General features: G+C 74.5%; 16 protein-coding genes. 2 read left to right on the forward strand and 14 right to left on the reverse strand.

All coding sequences use genetic code 11. The annotated features are described in order from the left end of the window. Positions 1-19: 19 nt before the first annotated feature. The gene (locus ACIO5E_RS09155) at positions 20-208 is read right to left on the reverse strand and encodes a hypothetical protein (protein WP_400665265.1); all 189 of its coding nucleotides are present in this window, start codon (positions 206-208) and stop codon (positions 20-22) included. Between the two features lie 68 nt (positions 209-276). Continuing rightward, entirely contained in the window at positions 277-1,077 is an 801-nt protein-coding gene (locus tag ACIO5E_RS09160) for an NRDE family protein (RefSeq protein WP_400665267.1), read from the reverse strand. A gap of 230 nt (positions 1,078-1,307) precedes the next feature. Between ACIO5E_RS09160 and ACIO5E_RS09165 the strand changes: the two genes are divergently transcribed. Together ACIO5E_RS09165 and ACIO5E_RS09170 are read left to right on the forward strand one after the other, a co-directional pair. Beyond that, positions 1,308-1,793: a carboxymuconolactone decarboxylase family protein gene (locus tag ACIO5E_RS09165; RefSeq protein ID WP_400665269.1), complete on the forward strand. Its 486-nt coding sequence runs from the start codon at positions 1,308-1,310 to the stop codon at positions 1,791-1,793. Positions 1,794-1,804: 11 nt separating this feature from the next. Continuing rightward, positions 1,805-2,614 carry an isocitrate lyase/phosphoenolpyruvate mutase family protein gene (locus ACIO5E_RS09170; protein ID WP_400665271.1) on the forward strand — a complete coding sequence of 270 codons (810 nt, stop codon included), beginning with the start codon at positions 1,805-1,807 and terminating at the stop codon, positions 2,612-2,614. A 78-nt stretch (positions 2,615-2,692) separates the two neighbouring features. On the opposite strand, the gene ACIO5E_RS09175 is transcribed toward ACIO5E_RS09170, so the two are convergent. The 12 genes from ACIO5E_RS09175 to ACIO5E_RS09230 all read right to left on the reverse strand — a co-directional run bounded on the left by ACIO5E_RS09175 (position 2,693) and on the right by ACIO5E_RS09230 (position 14,155). Then, positions 2,693-2,950, reverse strand: a complete 258-nt coding sequence (locus tag ACIO5E_RS09175; protein ID WP_400665273.1) for a hypothetical protein — start codon at positions 2,948-2,950, stop codon at positions 2,693-2,695. A gap of 43 nt (positions 2,951-2,993) precedes the next feature. After that, positions 2,994-4,100, reverse strand: a complete 1,107-nt coding sequence (locus tag ACIO5E_RS09180) for a cytochrome P450 (RefSeq protein ID WP_400665275.1) — start codon at positions 4,098-4,100, stop codon at positions 2,994-2,996. Beyond that, complete coding sequence (locus ACIO5E_RS09185) at positions 4,064-5,512, reverse strand: cytochrome P450 (RefSeq protein ID WP_400665276.1); 1,449 nt, start codon at positions 5,510-5,512, stop codon at positions 4,064-4,066. The genes ACIO5E_RS09180 and ACIO5E_RS09185 overlap by 37 nt, the downstream gene beginning before the upstream one ends. Further along, positions 5,509-6,099 carry an ATP/GTP-binding protein gene (locus ACIO5E_RS09190; RefSeq protein ID WP_280674120.1) on the reverse strand — a complete coding sequence of 197 codons (591 nt, stop codon included), beginning with the start codon at positions 6,097-6,099 and terminating at the stop codon, positions 5,509-5,511. The genes ACIO5E_RS09185 and ACIO5E_RS09190 overlap by 4 nt, the downstream gene beginning before the upstream one ends. Before the next feature lie 25 nt (positions 6,100-6,124). After that, positions 6,125-6,472 carry a DUF742 domain-containing protein gene (locus ACIO5E_RS09195; RefSeq protein WP_400665278.1) on the reverse strand — a complete coding sequence of 116 codons (348 nt, stop codon included), beginning with the start codon at positions 6,470-6,472 and terminating at the stop codon, positions 6,125-6,127. Next, entirely contained in the window at positions 6,469-6,882 is a 414-nt protein-coding gene (locus tag ACIO5E_RS09200; RefSeq protein ID WP_400665279.1) for a roadblock/LC7 domain-containing protein, read from the reverse strand. Before ACIO5E_RS09200 ends, ACIO5E_RS09195 begins: the two co-directional genes overlap by 4 nt. Continuing rightward, positions 6,866-8,140 (reverse strand): sensor histidine kinase, encoded by a 1,275-nt coding sequence (locus ACIO5E_RS09205; protein ID WP_400665370.1) that lies wholly within the window; start codon positions 8,138-8,140, stop codon positions 6,866-6,868. Before ACIO5E_RS09205 ends, ACIO5E_RS09200 begins: the two co-directional genes overlap by 17 nt. Before the next feature lie 233 nt (positions 8,141-8,373). Beyond that, positions 8,374-10,632: a SpoIIE family protein phosphatase gene (locus ACIO5E_RS09210; protein WP_400665281.1), complete on the reverse strand. Its 2,259-nt coding sequence runs from the start codon at positions 10,630-10,632 to the stop codon at positions 8,374-8,376. A gap of 83 nt (positions 10,633-10,715) precedes the next feature. Beyond that, positions 10,716-11,846, reverse strand: a complete 1,131-nt coding sequence (locus tag ACIO5E_RS09215) for a PP2C family protein-serine/threonine phosphatase (protein WP_400665283.1) — start codon at positions 11,844-11,846, stop codon at positions 10,716-10,718. Positions 11,847-12,293: 447 nt separating this feature from the next. After that, a complete protein-coding gene (locus ACIO5E_RS09220) occupies positions 12,294-12,863 on the reverse strand; it encodes a TetR/AcrR family transcriptional regulator (protein WP_400665285.1) in 570 nt (189 codons plus the stop codon). Between the two features lie 44 nt (positions 12,864-12,907). Further along, the gene (locus ACIO5E_RS09225) at positions 12,908-13,735 is read right to left on the reverse strand and encodes an alpha/beta fold hydrolase (protein WP_400665287.1); all 828 of its coding nucleotides are present in this window, start codon (positions 13,733-13,735) and stop codon (positions 12,908-12,910) included. 129 nt (positions 13,736-13,864) lie between these two features. Next, on the reverse strand, positions 13,865-14,155 hold the full coding sequence (locus tag ACIO5E_RS09230; RefSeq protein WP_400665289.1) for a YiaA/YiaB family inner membrane protein: 291 nt from the start codon (positions 14,153-14,155) through the stop codon (positions 13,865-13,867). Between the last annotated feature and the right edge of the window lie 234 nt (positions 14,156-14,389).

A 14,389-nucleotide genomic window follows, 5' to 3' on the forward strand; every position in this document is an offset into this window, starting at 1 on the left:
CGGCCCCGGCCAGTCGCCGTCAGCCGCCCGGCGCGTGCACGATCCGGGCGTACGCGATCAGCAGGTGCACCCCGGCGGCCAGCAGCGTCGTGGACGACACCGTCCAGTGCGCGGCGCCGCTGAGCAGCAGGACGGCGGTGGCGGCCAGCGCGGTGCCGATCACCGGCACGGCGGCCGACACCAGTACGGCCAGGCGGGAGCGGTTCATCATGGGCCTCCTCGGGCGTCGACGGATGCCCACGATGCCGCCTCCCGCTGCGTCAGGTTCAAGTGCTTCTACGACACCCCGCCGGCTCGGCCGAGCGCCACCCGCCGCCACGCCCCGCCGTCGGCGGGCACCGGCGCGGGGGTGAAGTCGTACCGCAGCCCCTCCGGTCCGAGGGCGAGCAGGGAGATCGAGGAGGAGCCCCAGATCCGCCCGTCGCCGAAGTCCCGCCGCTGGATCAGCGCCGCGTCGTGGTCCAGCGCCAGCCCGTCGCCCGCGACGATCGGCAGCCACGCGCCCCAGGCCTGCCCGGCCGGCCCGTCGCCGGTCGGCTCCGGCCGGGGCGCGGCCGCGAGGCGGGCCCGGAAGTGGTCGGCACGGGCGGCCATCAGCGAACGGACCCGCTCGGAGGCGGTCCGGTTCGCGGCCATGCCCTCCAGCCCGTCGTTGAGCACCACGCTGAGGCCGGGCGGCAGTTCGCGCTCCTCCAGCCGGCCGCCGTCCCAGCCGGCGACCCGGGCGCCGTCCGGCCGGACCAGGACGAGGTGGAAGGGGTCGTAGGGGGTGAGGTCGAGGTGGCCGATCCCGCCGTCCCGGACGGCGGTGAGCGGCAGTTCGCCGCGGGAGAGCCGGGCGTGGGCGGGGGCGGGCGGGCCGAAGCCGTTCAGCAGGCAGGCGGCGACCCGCCGGGCGGGGTCGGCGGCCAGCCAGGTGCCGCCGGCGGCGAGGTCCAGTCCGCCGACCAGGCCGGGCAGGTCCGGCCAGTGGTGCTCCGGCGGCAGCCAGGCCCGCCCGAGGTACTCGTCCCGGACGGAGAGGAGCAGCACCGGCACGGCCGCCCCCGGTTCGATGCTGACGAACGCCGTACACACGATCCTGGCCCCCTGAGCTCGCCCGGCGGGGACGCTCGCGGTGGTGCCCCCGCCGTCGATCCTCGCACTCCTGTTTGCGTGCCGGGAGTGCGGGTCCGCGCCCGGGGCCTCCCTTTTCCGCGCCCGCCGTGCCACACTCGGCGGACGGTCGGGCGCGGGCCGAAGTGGCCCAGGGTTTCGCGGCCCGAATGCACCAGGGCAGAGGTCCACCCGGCTCCTAGGCTGGTCTCATGACGACGAACGAGCATGTGACGACCGAAGCCACCGTCCCGGCCCCCGACCAGCGCCTCTCGCTGTTCAGCCTGGCCCCCGACTACTACCAGGCCATGGTCGCGGTGGACCGCACCTCCCGGCAGGGCATCGACCCCACGATCGCCGAGCTGGTCAAGGTGCACGCCTCCATGATCAACGGCTGCGCCTTCTGCATCGACATGCACTCCACCGACGCCGTGAAGAACGGCGAGCGGGACCACCGGCTGCTCTCCCTCCCGGCCTGGCGCGAGACCTCCTGGTTCACCGCCCGGGAGCGGGCCGCGCTGGCCCTCACCGAGTCGGTCACCCTGCTGACCCAGGGCCACGTGCCGGACGCCGTCTACGCCGAGGCGGCCGCCCAGTTCGACGAGACCGAGCTGGCCCAGCTGATCGCGCTGATCGCCACCATCAACGCCTGGAACCGGATCGGCGTGGCCTCCCGGCTCAGCCCGGCCGCGAAGTGAGGCGCGCGGACGTGGGCACCCAGCAGGAGCGGGCCCGGCTGCTCCGGGACCTGCACCGCCCGGGCGACCCGCTGGTGCTGGCGAACGTGTGGGACGCGGCGAGCGCCCGCCTGGTGGCGGCCGCCGGGGCCCGGGCGGTGGCGACGGCCAGCGCGAGCGTCTCCTGGTCGCTCGGCAGCCCGGACGGCGGCGGCGGCGACCGCGAACAGGTGCTGGCGCGGACCGCGCAGGTGGTCCGCGCGGTGGACCTGCCGGTCACCGCGGACCTGGAGAGCGGCTACGCGGCGACCGCCGCCGGGGTCGGCGAGACCGTCACCGCGCTGCTCGCCACCGGTGCGGTCGGGGTGAACCTGGAGGACGAGGAGCGCCCGCTGGAGGAGGCCGCCGAGCGGATCGCGGCGGCCCGGGCGGCGGCGGACGCCTTCGGCGTCCCGGCCTTCGTCAACGGCCGCACGGACGTGTTCCTGCGCGGGCTGGGCGCGCCGGAGGGCCGGCTGGACGAGGCCGTCCGCCGGCTGCGGGCGTACGTCGAGGCGGGCGCGGACGGCGTGTTCGTGCCCGGCGTGGCCGACCCGGAGACGATCGCCGCCCTGGTCGCGGCCGTCCCGGCGCCGCTGAACGTGCTGGCCGCCCCGGGCAGCCCGTCGGTCGCCGAGCTGGCCGAGCTCGGGGTGGCCCGGATCAGCCTCGGACCGGGTCTGGCCAAGGTGGCGTACGCGGCGGTCCGCCGGGCCGCCGAGGAGGTGTACGCGAGCGGCACGTACACCGCCCTCGACGGCGGGTTGACCTACCAGGAGCTGAACGGACTCTTCCCGGGCTGACCCGGGCCGACCTGGGACGGCCGGACGGCTGACCGTACGGGGGTCGGTCGGCCCGGTCCGGTCGCCCAGGCCCCGGCCTCAGCCGATCTGCCCGCTGAGGCCCGGGTGGCTCATCTGGTTGGTGCCGACGGCCTCCACCCCCTGGGCGGCGTGGCCGACCACCGGCAGCTCGCCGGCGGCGTGGATGGCGAGGTCGGCCGGGGAGAGGTTGAGGCCGTCGGTGAGGCCCCCGGTGGCGTCCGGGGAGCTCGCGGTCTGCGTGGTGGCGGACGCCGCCGGGGCGGCGAGCGCGAGGCCCGCCATGGTGAGGGCGGCCAGGGTGGCGAGTTTCTTCATGCACTGCCGAACGACCCGGGCCGCCTTCAGGTAACCGGACGGCTCAGACCGTCACCCGCAGGGTTCGCACGCTGTTGCTGATGAAGGAGCCGATCGGCTCCGGATTCTCGCCCTCGGCGAGGGCCAGCCCGGGGAACCGCCCGAACAGGTGCCGCAGCGCGGTCTCGGCCTCCAGTCGGGCCAGCCCGGAGCCGAGGCAGAAGTGCGGGCCGTGGCCGAGCGACAGGTGCCGGTTGGGCTGCCGGGTGATGTCGAAGCGGTCGGCGTCCGGGTAGTGCGCGGCGTCCCGGCCGACCGCCGCGTACGAGGCGAGCAGCGCCTCGCCGCGCCGGATCACCACGTCCCCGACCTCGATGTCCTCGGTCGCGTAGCGCAGCGGGAACTGGCCGACCGGCGAGTCGTAGCGCAGCGTCTCCTCGACGACCGCCGACCACGACTGCTCGCCGGACAGCACCAGCCGCAGCTGGTCGGGGTGGGCGAGCAGGGCCCGGACGGCGTTGGTGATCAGGTTGAGCGTGGTCTCGTGCCCGGCGACCAGCATCAGCAGCAGGGTGCCGACCAGTTCGGCCTCGCTGAGCCGGTCCCCGGCCTCGCGGGCGGAGATCAGGTCGGTGGTGAGGTCGTCCCCGGGCTCGGCCCGCTTGGCCGCCACCACGGAGGCCAGCAGCGCGTACAGGGCCTGCTGCGCGGCGGCGGCCGCGGCCGGCGTGGCCGAGCTGGAGACCAGGGTGTCGGACAGCTCGTGCAGTTCGTCCTGCTGCTCCAGCGCCAGGCCGAGCAGTTCGCCGATCACCTGCATCGGCAGCGGGTAGGCGAAGTGCTCGCGCAGGTCGAACTCGCCGTCCAGCTCGGCGACCTCGTCGAGCAGCGCGACGGTGCGGGCCTCGATCGCGGGCGCCAGGTCGGCTATGCGGCGCGGGGTGAAGGCCTGGCTGACCAGACCGCGCAGCCGCCGGTGGTCCTCGCCGTCGGCGGTGACCATGCCGGGCACGGTGACGAAGTTGAGCAGCGGCCAGCCCTCGGGCAGCCGGCCCTCCCGGAAGGCCGTCCACAACTGGGCGTTCTTGCCCACCCGGGGGTCGGCGAGCAGCGCCTGCAGGGTGTCGTGGTGGGTTATCGCCCAGACCACCACCCCGCCAGGGAGCTCCACCAGGACCGCGGGGCCGGCCGCCCGGAGGAGGGCGTTCTCGCGGTGCTGGTCGCGTCCGAAGGGGTCGAGTCTGACGGGCTCGGGTCGGGGGTCGACGGCGGTGTCCATGCGGGCCTCTCGGGGGCTGGCGGGCGGGGCGGGGTGAAGGCGCTGTACAGCACGGGCAGACCGAGCAGGGCCCGCGACCAGGGGGACGGACGCCAGCCCAGATCGTTCGGCGGGACGGCGAGTTGGAGGTCGGGCAGGCGGTGCAGCAGGGTCTCGACGGCGGTCTCGACGATGATCCGGGCCGGGTGCTGGGCCGGGCAGACGTGCCGTCCGGCACCCCAGGCGAGGTGGGCCCGGTTGCCGCCGAGCGAGCCCTGCGCGGCCGAGGCGAGGCCCTGGGCGGCCGGGTCGGCGTTGGCCGCGGCCAGGCCGAGGACGAGCATGTCGCCGGCGCTGATGTACTGGCCGCCGAGGACGGTGTCGCCGGTGGCCCAGCGGCCCGGGAAGTTCTGCGTCGGCGGGTCGCGCCAGAGCACCTCCTCCAGCGCGTCGGAGACGGTGAGCCGCCCGCCGGTGAGGGTGGCCCGGAACCGGCGGTCGGTGAGCAGCAGCCGCAGCGTGTTGCCGGTCCAGTTGATGGAGGTCTCGTTGCCCGCGACCAGCATCACCACCAGGTGGTGCACCGCCTCCTCGTCGGTGAGCGCGGCCGGGTGGGCGAGCAGCCAGGACGTGAGGTCGGCGCTGGGGGCGGCCCGGCGGCGCCGGACCAGGTCGACCAGGATCGCCTGGAACTCGGCGCTGGCGCGCACCGACTTCGGGCCGCTGTCCACGAAGTGGCTGATCAGCTCGACCAGGTGGGGCCCGGCCTCGCGGGGCAGGCCGACCAGCTGGGTGAAGACCAGCAGCGGCAGCGGGCGGGCGTACTGGGCGATCAGGTCGGCGGTGCCGTCCGGGCCCCAGCTGTCGATGAGGTCGTTGGCACAGGCCTCGGTGGTCTCGCGCAGCTGCCGGTGGTCGATCTGGGCGAGGGTGTCCGAGACGGCGGCACGCAGCCGCTGGTGCTCGGCGCCGTCCAGGCTGAGCAGCGTCGGCCGCCAGGAGGTCATCGGCAGCAGCCGGGAGTCGGCGGCCAGCCGGCCCTCGGCGGGCACCCGCCAGCGGCGCGAGTCCTTGGAGAACAGCGCCTCGTTGCGGGTGAGTTCGAGCAGTTCGGAGTAGCCGAGGACGAGCCAGGCCTCGACCCCGGGCTCCAGCTCGATCGGCGCGACCGGGCCGTAGCGCCGGCGCAGCTCGGCGTACAGGCCGTGCGGGTCCTCCGCCACGGCGGCGCCGTACAGCGGGGTCAGCGGGACGCCGACGGGCAGACCGCCGCCGTGCGGGACCGGGCAGCCGGGGGAGGCGGTGCCGGGTTCGGGCGCGGTCATCCCTGGAGCTCCAGGAGCGAGCTGCGGTGCAGGTGGTCCACGAAGTCGATCAGCAGGTCGTAGGACTGCCGCCGGTCGCGGGCGTCGCAGTGCAGGATCGGTACCTCCGGCAGCAGGTCGAGCGCCGAGCGCAGCTCGTCCTCGGGGTAACTCGGCGTGTCCGGGAAGGTGTTGACCGCCACGGCGAAGGGGATGCGCTGCTCCTCCAGGCGGCCGAGCACGTCGAAGCTCTCGTCCGGGCGGCGCAGGTCGACCATGGCGATGGCGCCGAGCGCGCCGCGCGACAGGTCGTCCCAGAGCGGCCGGAACCGCTGCTGCCCGGGCGTGCCGAACAGGTACAGCGCGAGCCGGGGGTTGAGCGTGATCCGGCCGAAGTCCAGCGCGACCGTGGTGGTGGTCTTGTCGCCGCGGCCGGTGAGGTCGTCGATGCCGCTGCTGGCGGCGGTCATCGTCTCCTCGGTGCGCAGCGGGGTGATCTCGCTGAGCGAGCCGACCAGCGTGGTCTTGCCGACCCCGAACGGGCCGGTGACCAGGATCTTCACCGCGCCCTGGACCGAGGACGGCAGGTACCTCGGCTCGGCGGGCAGGCCGGAGGTGGCCTCGGGGGCGGCTTCAGCGGAGTTGGCGGAGGCCAACGAGCACCTCTTCCAGAAGGGTTGCGGGCAGGCGTTCGGCCTGCGGAACGGGCGGGAGCACCTGGACGGCGCCGAGGTCCCAGAGGTCGCCGACCAGCACCTTGACGACGCCGAGCGGCAGCCCCAGGTGGGCGGCCACCTCGGCGATGGACAGCAGGCTGTGGCAGAGCGCGAGGATGCGCCGGTGCTCCCGGTTGAGCAGCGCGTGCTCGGGCAGTTCCGGTGCCTCGGCCAACGCGCTGACCAGGCTTTCGATGGCCAGCTCGGCTCGGGTGGACCGGCTGCGGCCGCCGGTGATGACGTAGGGCCGGACGGGCCCGCTCACCGGTGGCCCCCCGCCGCGTGGTCGACCCGCGGCGGGCTGGTGAGGTGGCTGCCGATCCGTTCGACCAGGACCTGCATCTGGTACGCGACCAGACCGGCGTCCACCGACTCGCTGGTCACCACGGCCAGGTGCGCGCCGGCCCCGGCGGCGACGATGAACAGGTAGCCGCCGCCGTACTCGATGATGATCTGGCGGGTGGCGCTGCCCGGGCCGCCGAAGCCGGTCGCGACGCCGCGGGCCAGCGACTGGAGTCCGGAGCAGGCGGCGGCGAGCCGTTCGGCGTCCTCGCGCGCGATGTTCGCGCTGCGGCCGATCTCCAGGCCGTCGTTGGAGACGACGACGGCGTGCTGGACCTGGGGGACGTTGACGATGTCTGCGAGCAGCCAGCCGAGATCAGGGGTGGTGGTCATGGAACTCTCCGGAGCGCTGGGGAAGTCGGGGGGAAGCGGGCAGGGAAGGGTCGGGCTGGGCCTGGGCCCGGGCGGCCGATCGGCCGCTGGCGGTCCCGGCCTGGAACATCGCCATGAACGCCTGCGCATCCTGGGCCGAGCGGTACGGCGGTTCGGGCGGCGGTGCGGGAGAGGCGTGCTGGGCGGGGCGGTTGGCGCGGTCGCGCCGGTGGCTCCGGCGGGGCAGCGGCGGCGGGGTGTCGGCGGCCGCAGGGGGTCGGCCGGTCGGCGGGGTCTCCACCAGGGGGTGTTCGGCGGCGTGTCCGGTCGGCCGGGGGCCGGCGCCGAACGCCCGGTCGTCCAGGCCGAAGCCGAGGCCGGGGACGGTCGGCGGCAGCGGTTCGGTGAGCAGGGCGTTCGGCAGCAGCACGACGACGCGGACGCCCCCGTACGGCGAGGGCGCCGAGCTGAGGGTGACCCGGAACCCGTACTGCTCGGCCAGCCGGCCGACCGCGGCCAGGCCCAACTGCGGCACCTCGCCGAGCCGGGAGACCTCCAGGCTGGTGCCGCCGGCCAGCGCGGCGGCGGCCTTGGCGACGGCCTGTTCCGGCATGCCGACGCCGCCGTCGTCGATCTCGATGACGGCGCCGTTGTGCACCGGCATCAGGGTGACGAACACCTGGGTGCTGGGCGGGGAGTAGCGGGTGGCGTTGTCCAGCAGCTCGGCGATGGCGTGGATCAGCGCCTCGGCGGCCGCGCCGACCACCGCGGTCTCGATCCGGCTGCGCACCACCACCCGCTGGAACGGCAGGATGCGGGACTGGGCGCCGCGCACGACGTCCTCCAGCGAGACCGGCTCGGGCCAGTGCCGTCCGGCCCGGGCGCCGCACAGGACGGCCAGGGTCTGGGCCAGCCGGGCCTGTTGGGCGGCGGCGTGGTCGGCCTTGAGCAGGCCCTCCAACAGCGCCGGGTCGTCGTGGGTGCGCTCCATCTCGTCGAGCAGGGCCTGCTGGTCGTGGGCCATGACGAGGATGCGGCGGGCGACGCTGAGGAAGGCCCGCTGGGTGGAGGCGGTGAGCTCCTGCTCCTGCTGGACGGCGGCCAGTTCGGCGCCGCGGCGGGAGAGTTCGGCGCCGAGCTGCTCCTGGAGTCGGGCGAGGTCGCGCTGCAGCCGGTCGGCGCGGCGGCGCTGGGTGACGGACACGGCGCGGTACCGCGCGGTGGCCACGAGGGCGAGGGCGGCGAGCACGCCGGTTGCCGTTGCGCACCACTGAGTCATCGTCACGCCGCGAATTCTAGGGTGATGATCCTACGAAGGTGTGAACGGATCTCGCCAAGTGACCGGATCTCGTCAATATCCAGTCAATACGGCGTCAAACCGGCGCCGTTCGACCGCGATCCGGACGGCCTGCGGGTCTTTGGTCCCGGTGGGGGCCCTGCGGCCCGAGGCCCGGGAGGGACGGGGGATGGTCGAGTCCCGTCCTGGGATGTGTGGGGCGCGTGTGCACCGTGTCACGGAAGGGGCGACGTCCGGTGCAGGAGCAGCAGCGCCACGTCGTCCGGCCGGGACCGCCGCTCGGTCACGTTCAGTGTGAGCAGGTCGGCCAGCCGCTCCAGCGCGGGCGCCGCACCGATCCGGGCCGGGCCGGTCTGCCGGGCCCACAGCTCCAGCCCGCCGAGCATCCGCTGCACCGACTCGTCGTAGTCCTCCTCGCGGTCCTCGACCAGGCCGTCGGTGTACACCAGCAGCGTCTCGCCGACCGCCAGCCGGTCGACCGCCAGCGGGTACGGCTGCCCCGGGTCCACGCCCAGCGGCGGCCCGCCCGGCAGGTCCAGCTCGGCGGCCTTGGCGTCCGCGATCCGCACCGGCGCCGGATGCCCGGCCCGGGCCGCGGTCAGCGCGCCGTCGGTCGGGTCCAGGGTCAGGTAGAGGCAGGTCGCGAACAGGTCGGTGTCCAGCTCGGTCAGCAGCCGGCTGGTCCGGGCCAGCGTGGCGGCCGGATCGTGCCCGTCCGTCGCGTACGCCCGCAGGCCGCTGCGCAGCTGGCCCATCACCGCCGTCGCCTCCGCGTTGTGGCCCTGGACGTCGCCGATCACCAGCCCGATCCGGTCGTCCGGCAGCTTCAGCAGGTCGTACCAGTCGCCGCCGATCTGCATGCCCTCGGTGCTCGGCAGGTAGCGGGCGGCGCTGGCGATGCCGGACAGCCGGGGCAGGGTGCGCGGCAGCATCGCGCGCTGCAGCTCGGTGGCGCGGTGCACGTGGGTGTCGTACAGCCGGGCCCGCTCCAGGGACTGCGCGAGGATCCCGGCGAAGGCCGAGTACAGGGTGCGGTCCTCCCGGCTGAACACCCGCTCGGTGGCGAAGGTGATCAGGCAGGAGCCCACCTGCCGCCCGGAGGCGACCAGCGGCAGCACCGCCCAGGCGGCCGGGGTGAGCGGGCCGTGCCGGCCCCGGCCCGCGCCGGGCTTGCTGAACAGCGGGGCGGAGCGGGTCAGCGCGTGCTGCATCACGTCCTCGGAGAGGTCCGCGAGGCGGGTCAGCTCGGTGCGGCGCGGCCCGCCGTACACGGTGTGCGAGACGGGCAGCAGCCGGCCCTCGTCCACCAGGTCCAGCACGATGCTGGCGGCGCCGAAGGTGGGGCGGGCGACGTCGGTGACGGCGGTGGTGACGTCCCGGACGGTCACCGCCCGCGACAGCGCCCGGGTGAGCGCGAGCAGCAGCGCCGTCCGGGCCCCGGCGGGGGTGCCGCGCCGCTCTCGGTTCTGCTCGTGGGCCTGCTCCCGGCCCTGCGCGCGGCTCTGTTCCCGGTCGGTGAGGAGCCCGGCGACCCGGACCGGCCGGTCGTGGACGTCCAGCATCACCTCGCCGGTCTCCTCGATCCGCGCCACCTTGCCGCCTCGGCGCAGCACCCGGTACTCGATCCGGTACCGCCCGCCGGTGGCGAGCGCCTCGGCGAGCGCGGCCTGGACGTCCGGCAGGTCCTCGGGGTGGACGATCCGGTCCAGCTCCGGGGCGGAGCCGTCGGCGGTGGCGGGCTGGCCGGTGACCTGGAACGCCGCGGCGTCCCAGTAGCTCTCCCCGGTGACCAGGTCGCGTTCGAAGGCACCGTGCCCGGCGGCCCGGACGGCGAGCGACAGCATCGGGTGGGCCAGCCCGGCGGGGCGGCTCCCGTCCCCGTCCTGCGGCGCCTCGGCCGGGCCCTGGGGTATTCGGGCGTCCGCGTGGTCGAGCAGGTGGGACAGCCGGTGGGCGCAGGCCTCGCCGATGGTCTCCAGGACGTCCAGGTCGCGGCGGGGGACGGTGCCCCGGTGGGCCAGCGCGAGGGAGAGGACGCCGACCGGCCGCTCGTCGACGATCATCGGCAGGGTGATCACGGCGACCATTCCGGTGCCCATGCCGGCGTTCTTGTTCGGGTAGTCGATGCTGGTGTGCTCGGGGCTGAGCAGGTACGGGCGGCGCAGCCGCAGGGCCATCGCGGCGGGCAGGTCACTGGCCGGATCGACGGTGCTGTAGCGCTCGTGGGCCCAGTCCGGAAGCCCGTGCGAGGCGGTCAGCCGGAGCATTCCGGCGGAATCCAGCAGGTAGAGCGCGGATCCCTCGCCGGTGATCCAGCCCGGGCCCTCGGCAAGGACGGTGCCGAGCAGTTCGGCGGCGGTGGTGCAGCCGAGTAATAAGCGCACACAACGCATGGCGGTGCGGGCGGTGGGACTGCTGCGCGGCGTCCGGCTCTCGTCCTCGGAGGAGGAGGCCCACGGCGAGGTCAGGTCCATCGGGATACCCGGCCTTTCCGCTCCGAGGGGGTGGGTGCCCTACGGGTGCCCGAACGGGCACTTAATTCTTAATACCTTATTTCTCAAGCGGGCGCTGAAGCGGCCGAACGGGGGCCCAGGCGTCTCACCAGCACCAGCGTCCGGTCGTCCGCCGAGTCCGGCGCCACCGTCCGGACCAGCCGCTCCGCGGCACCCCGGGTGAGCTGCTGCTGCGTCCGCCAGGTCCGCACCACCGGTTCGGCCGCGGCCAGCAGCCGGCCCACCCCCTCGTCCAGATCCCGGCCCGGCACCTCCACCAGGCCGTCGCTGAACAGCAGCAGCGAGTCGCCGCGCCGCAGCCGTCCCGACACCGCCGGATACGGCGCGCCCGACACCAGGCCCAGCGCCGGGCCGCCGTGGCCCGACCGCTCCCAGCCGCCGCCGTCCGCCCGGCAGTACTGCGCGGGCGCCGGATGGCCGGCGTTGAACAGCCGGTAGTCGCCCGTCGCCGGACGCAGCGCGAGGTGGACGGCCGTCGCGAAGTCGTCCTCCCAGCCCATCCGCATCAGGTGGTCGTTGGCCGCCGGCAGGAACGCCTCCGGCGGCACCCGGCCCAGCAGCATCGCGAACGCGCCCGACAGGTGCGTCGAGCGGGCCGCCGCCCGGCTGCCCTTGCCCGACACGTCCACCAGCACCAGCTCCAGCAGGTCCTCCTCCGGACGGTGGGCGCACAGCAGGAAGTCCCCCGAGAACGAGGTGCCGCCGGCCGGTGCCAGCGCACTGTCGAAGTGCCAGTCCAGCAGCCGCTCCGGAAGCCGGGCCAGTGCCCGGGTGTGCTCGGCCAGCTCCAGCAGCATCGAATCGCCCTGCGTCCCGCGCAGGCCCAGCTGGTGCCGGAACCGGTTCGCGGCCAGCACCGTCACCCCGGTCGCGGCCAGCACCAGGGTCACCCCGATCCGCACCCCGCGCGGGTCCTGCACCACCGCGCCCAGCGCACCACCCGCCAGCGCCACGCACACCAGCACCAGCAGCTGCCCGCGCCGCAGCAGCAGCCCGCCGACCACCAGCGGCAGCACCAGCGCGGACGGCGGCCAGCTGTACGGCAGCGCGATCGGCAGCAGGCCCAGCACCGCCGTCAGCCCGAGCAGCACACCCAGCGCGTTCCGTTCCGCCCGCGCGTCCCCGTCCAGCAGTCGCCGGTACCACCGCCGCGCCCTCGCCATCAGTGCGGGCACGTGGACCTCCGCCAAGGGGTCGGCGGTCCCCGGTCATGACCACCAGTCAGCCCGGCCACACTAACCCGTCCACCCCCACCACTCCCGACAACCAGTTCGACACCACCCCGCCATCCCACCCCCACCCGCCACCAGAAGTCGGCCGGTCCGACTTCCCGCGTGCGCGCCGCTTCCTCGCACTGCCGGTCTCGAAAGTCGGCCGCCTCGACTTCTCGTGCCGGCCCGATCGTGCGCGTGGGCCCGCCAGCCGTTTCAGGTGCGGTTCGCGCTTGCCTTGCGCGAGAAGTCGGCGAGTCCGACTTCCTACGCTCCGCTGGCGATCCTGCCTCGGGCGTGTCGGGCCGGGTCATCGGGGCCGCGTTCCTCGCGTGCTCCTCGCGTGCCCCGCGCAGGAAGTCGGTGGGTCCGACGTCTCGGTCTGTTGCGCCGGCCGGGGAAGTCGGTGGGTCAGGGGGTGGGCCAGGTGCGGAGGCCGGTGGTGAGGATGGTGATGAGGCGGTTCTGGGTGGTGGCCAGGTCTTCGGCGAGTTGGAAGCCGCCGCCGATGGAGAGGGAGGCGAAGCCGTGGGCGACGGAGCGGACGGTGCGGGCGGCGTGGATCGCCTCTGCGCCGTCGAGGCCGTACTCCCGCAGGACGGCGATGATCACCCCGACCAGCCGGGCCGCCGCGTGGGTGAGGTCGTCGTCGGGCTGCGGGGCCTGGGGGAGGGCGGTGTAGCGGTGCGGGTGCTCGGTGGCGTACGCGTGGTAGGCGCGCAGGACGGCGGCGACGGCGTCGTCCCCGCTGCGGCCGACGGCGGCCTCGGCGAGCCGGTCGGCCAGTTCCTCGGTGACCCGGACGGCGATCAGCCGCCGCAGTTCGGCGAGGCCGCCGCTGACGTGCTTGTACAGCGACGGGGTGGCGACCCCGGCCCGGGCGGCGACGGCGGCCAGGGTGAGGGCGTCGAGGCCCTGCTCGTCGATGAGGGCGAGGGCGTGGCCGACGACCTGTTCGGGGGTCAGTCCTACTCGGGGCATGGGTGCGGTCTCTCCGGTGGAAGGGGCGGCGGGGCCGGGCCGGCTCAGGCGAGTTCGGCGAGGAAGGACAGCAGGGCGTCGGCCGTGGCCTGCGGGTTGTCGGCCATCGGGTAGTGCCCGGACCCCTCGATCATCACCTTCCGTGCGCCCAGTGCGGCGGCCTGCCGGTCGGCGACGACCTCCGGCTTGGGGAAGTCGGGGTCCTTGCTGCCCATGACGACGAGCGCCGGGCAGCGGACGGCCTCGGTCCAGCCGACCGGTGCGGAGTCGCCGGCGACCTGCCCGCGGGTGGCGGTCTTGCGGCCGGGGGTGCGCAGCGCGGCGACGAGTCCGTCGACGTACGCGTCGAAGTCGGCGGGCTTGGCGCCGGGGAAGGCGAGCTTGCGGTGGTACAGGCCCCAGAAGGCGGGCCAGTGGACGAGTGCGGCGCCCATGGCACGGACGACGCCGCGCATCAGGGCGTTCGGCGGCGGGTTCTCGATGAAGGCGTCCAGCAGGGTGATGCCGGCGACGCGGTCGGGGGCGTCCCCGGCGACCTTGACGACCGTCGCGCCGGTGTAGGAGTTGCCGACCAGGACGGCGCGCTCGATGCCGAGGTGGTCGAGCAGGGCGAGGACGTCGGTGGCGATGGCGGCGGGGGAGTAGTCGTCCCAGACGATCGAGGATGCGCCGAAGCCGCGCAGGTCCATGGTGACGACCCGGTGGCCGGCGGCGGTCAGCAGGGGGTGGAGGTGCCGGTACGCGGCGCGGGTGTCGAGCATCCCGGGGAGCAGGACGACGGGGGTGCCGTCGCCGTGCCGGGTGTCGTCGTAGGCGATCCGGCCGCCGGGGACGTCGACGTACTGGGTGCTGGGGGCGCTGGTGGCGTTCATGGTGGGCCTCCTGGGACCGCCGGTGCGGGTCATCGACTGTTCTGCCGATAGCCATAAAGCTAAGGCTAATAGCCTTAGCCGTCAAGCTCTCGGCGGGCGGTCGGAGTGTCGACCCTCGGAGTCCGCCCCTCAGGCCCCCTCGACCTTGAACGGGTCGTGCTCGCTGAGCAGCTTCTCCAGCCGGGCCTGGTCCACCCGGGTGACGATCTCGTTCGTCTCCTGCCGGTCGCGGATCACCTTGGCCAGCGTGAAGGAGGAGGTGACGGTGTAGAGGAAGCCGATTCCGAGGAAGGCCCGGGTCCAGCCGCCGACCGGCAGGTAGGCGATCCCGACGGCGAGGGCGCTGCCGGACAGCGCGAAGGACAGCACGGCCTGGAGGTGGTACGCGGCCGTCGTGCGTGACTGCATCGGTGCGTTCATGGCGCCAGAATGCGGCGGCGCGGACGGGCCGCACATGAGTAGGAGTACTCAGATGGGGGGTCGTTCGTTGACGTCCGATCACGTTAGGTGGCGTCAATGGTGGCCAAGGGGCGCAAAACGCCCATCGTGTCCCAGATTGCCCCACCCGCCCCCGGTCGTCCCGAGCGAACGGCTTGGAATCAGGGCCTCCTAGGATTAACGTTTGATAACGCAGCGCGGTCGTCAACGCCGTAC

The sequence above is a fragment of the Kitasatospora sp. NPDC087314 genome, assembly GCF_044744365.1.
Lineage (GTDB): Bacteria > Actinomycetota > Actinomycetes > Streptomycetales > Streptomycetaceae > Kitasatospora.

Bases quoted from the DNA above. Each gene is read 5' to 3' on its own strand.
- ACIO5E_RS09155 (WP_400665265.1), bottom strand. From the start codon at position 208: ATGAACCGCTCCCGCCTGGCCGTACTGGTGTCGGCCGCCGTGCCGGTG.
- ACIO5E_RS09165 (WP_400665269.1), top strand. From the start codon at position 1,308: ATGACGACGAACGAGCATGTGACGACCGAAGCCACCGTCCCGGCCCCC.
- ACIO5E_RS09175 (WP_400665273.1), bottom strand. From the start codon at position 2,950: ATGAAGAAACTCGCCACCCTGGCCGCCCTCACCATGGCGGGCCTCGCG.
- ACIO5E_RS09185 (WP_400665276.1), bottom strand. From the start codon at position 5,512: ATGACCGCGCCCGAACCCGGCACCGCCTCCCCCGGCTGCCCGGTCCCG.
- ACIO5E_RS09200 (WP_400665279.1), bottom strand. From the start codon at position 6,882: ATGACCACCACCCCTGATCTCGGCTGGCTGCTCGCAGACATCGTCAAC.
- ACIO5E_RS09205 (WP_400665370.1), bottom strand. From the start codon at position 8,140: ATGACTCAGTGGTGCGCAACGGCAACCGGCGTGCTCGCCGCCCTCGCC.
- ACIO5E_RS09210 (WP_400665281.1), bottom strand. From the start codon at position 10,632: ATGGACCTGACCTCGCCGTGGGCCTCCTCCTCCGAGGACGAGAGCCGG.
- ACIO5E_RS09220 (WP_400665285.1), bottom strand. From the start codon at position 12,863: ATGCCCCGAGTAGGACTGACCCCCGAACAGGTCGTCGGCCACGCCCTC.
- ACIO5E_RS09225 (WP_400665287.1), bottom strand. From the start codon at position 13,735: ATGAACGCCACCAGCGCCCCCAGCACCCAGTACGTCGACGTCCCCGGC.
- ACIO5E_RS09230 (WP_400665289.1), bottom strand. From the start codon at position 14,155: ATGAACGCACCGATGCAGTCACGCACGACGGCCGCGTACCACCTCCAG.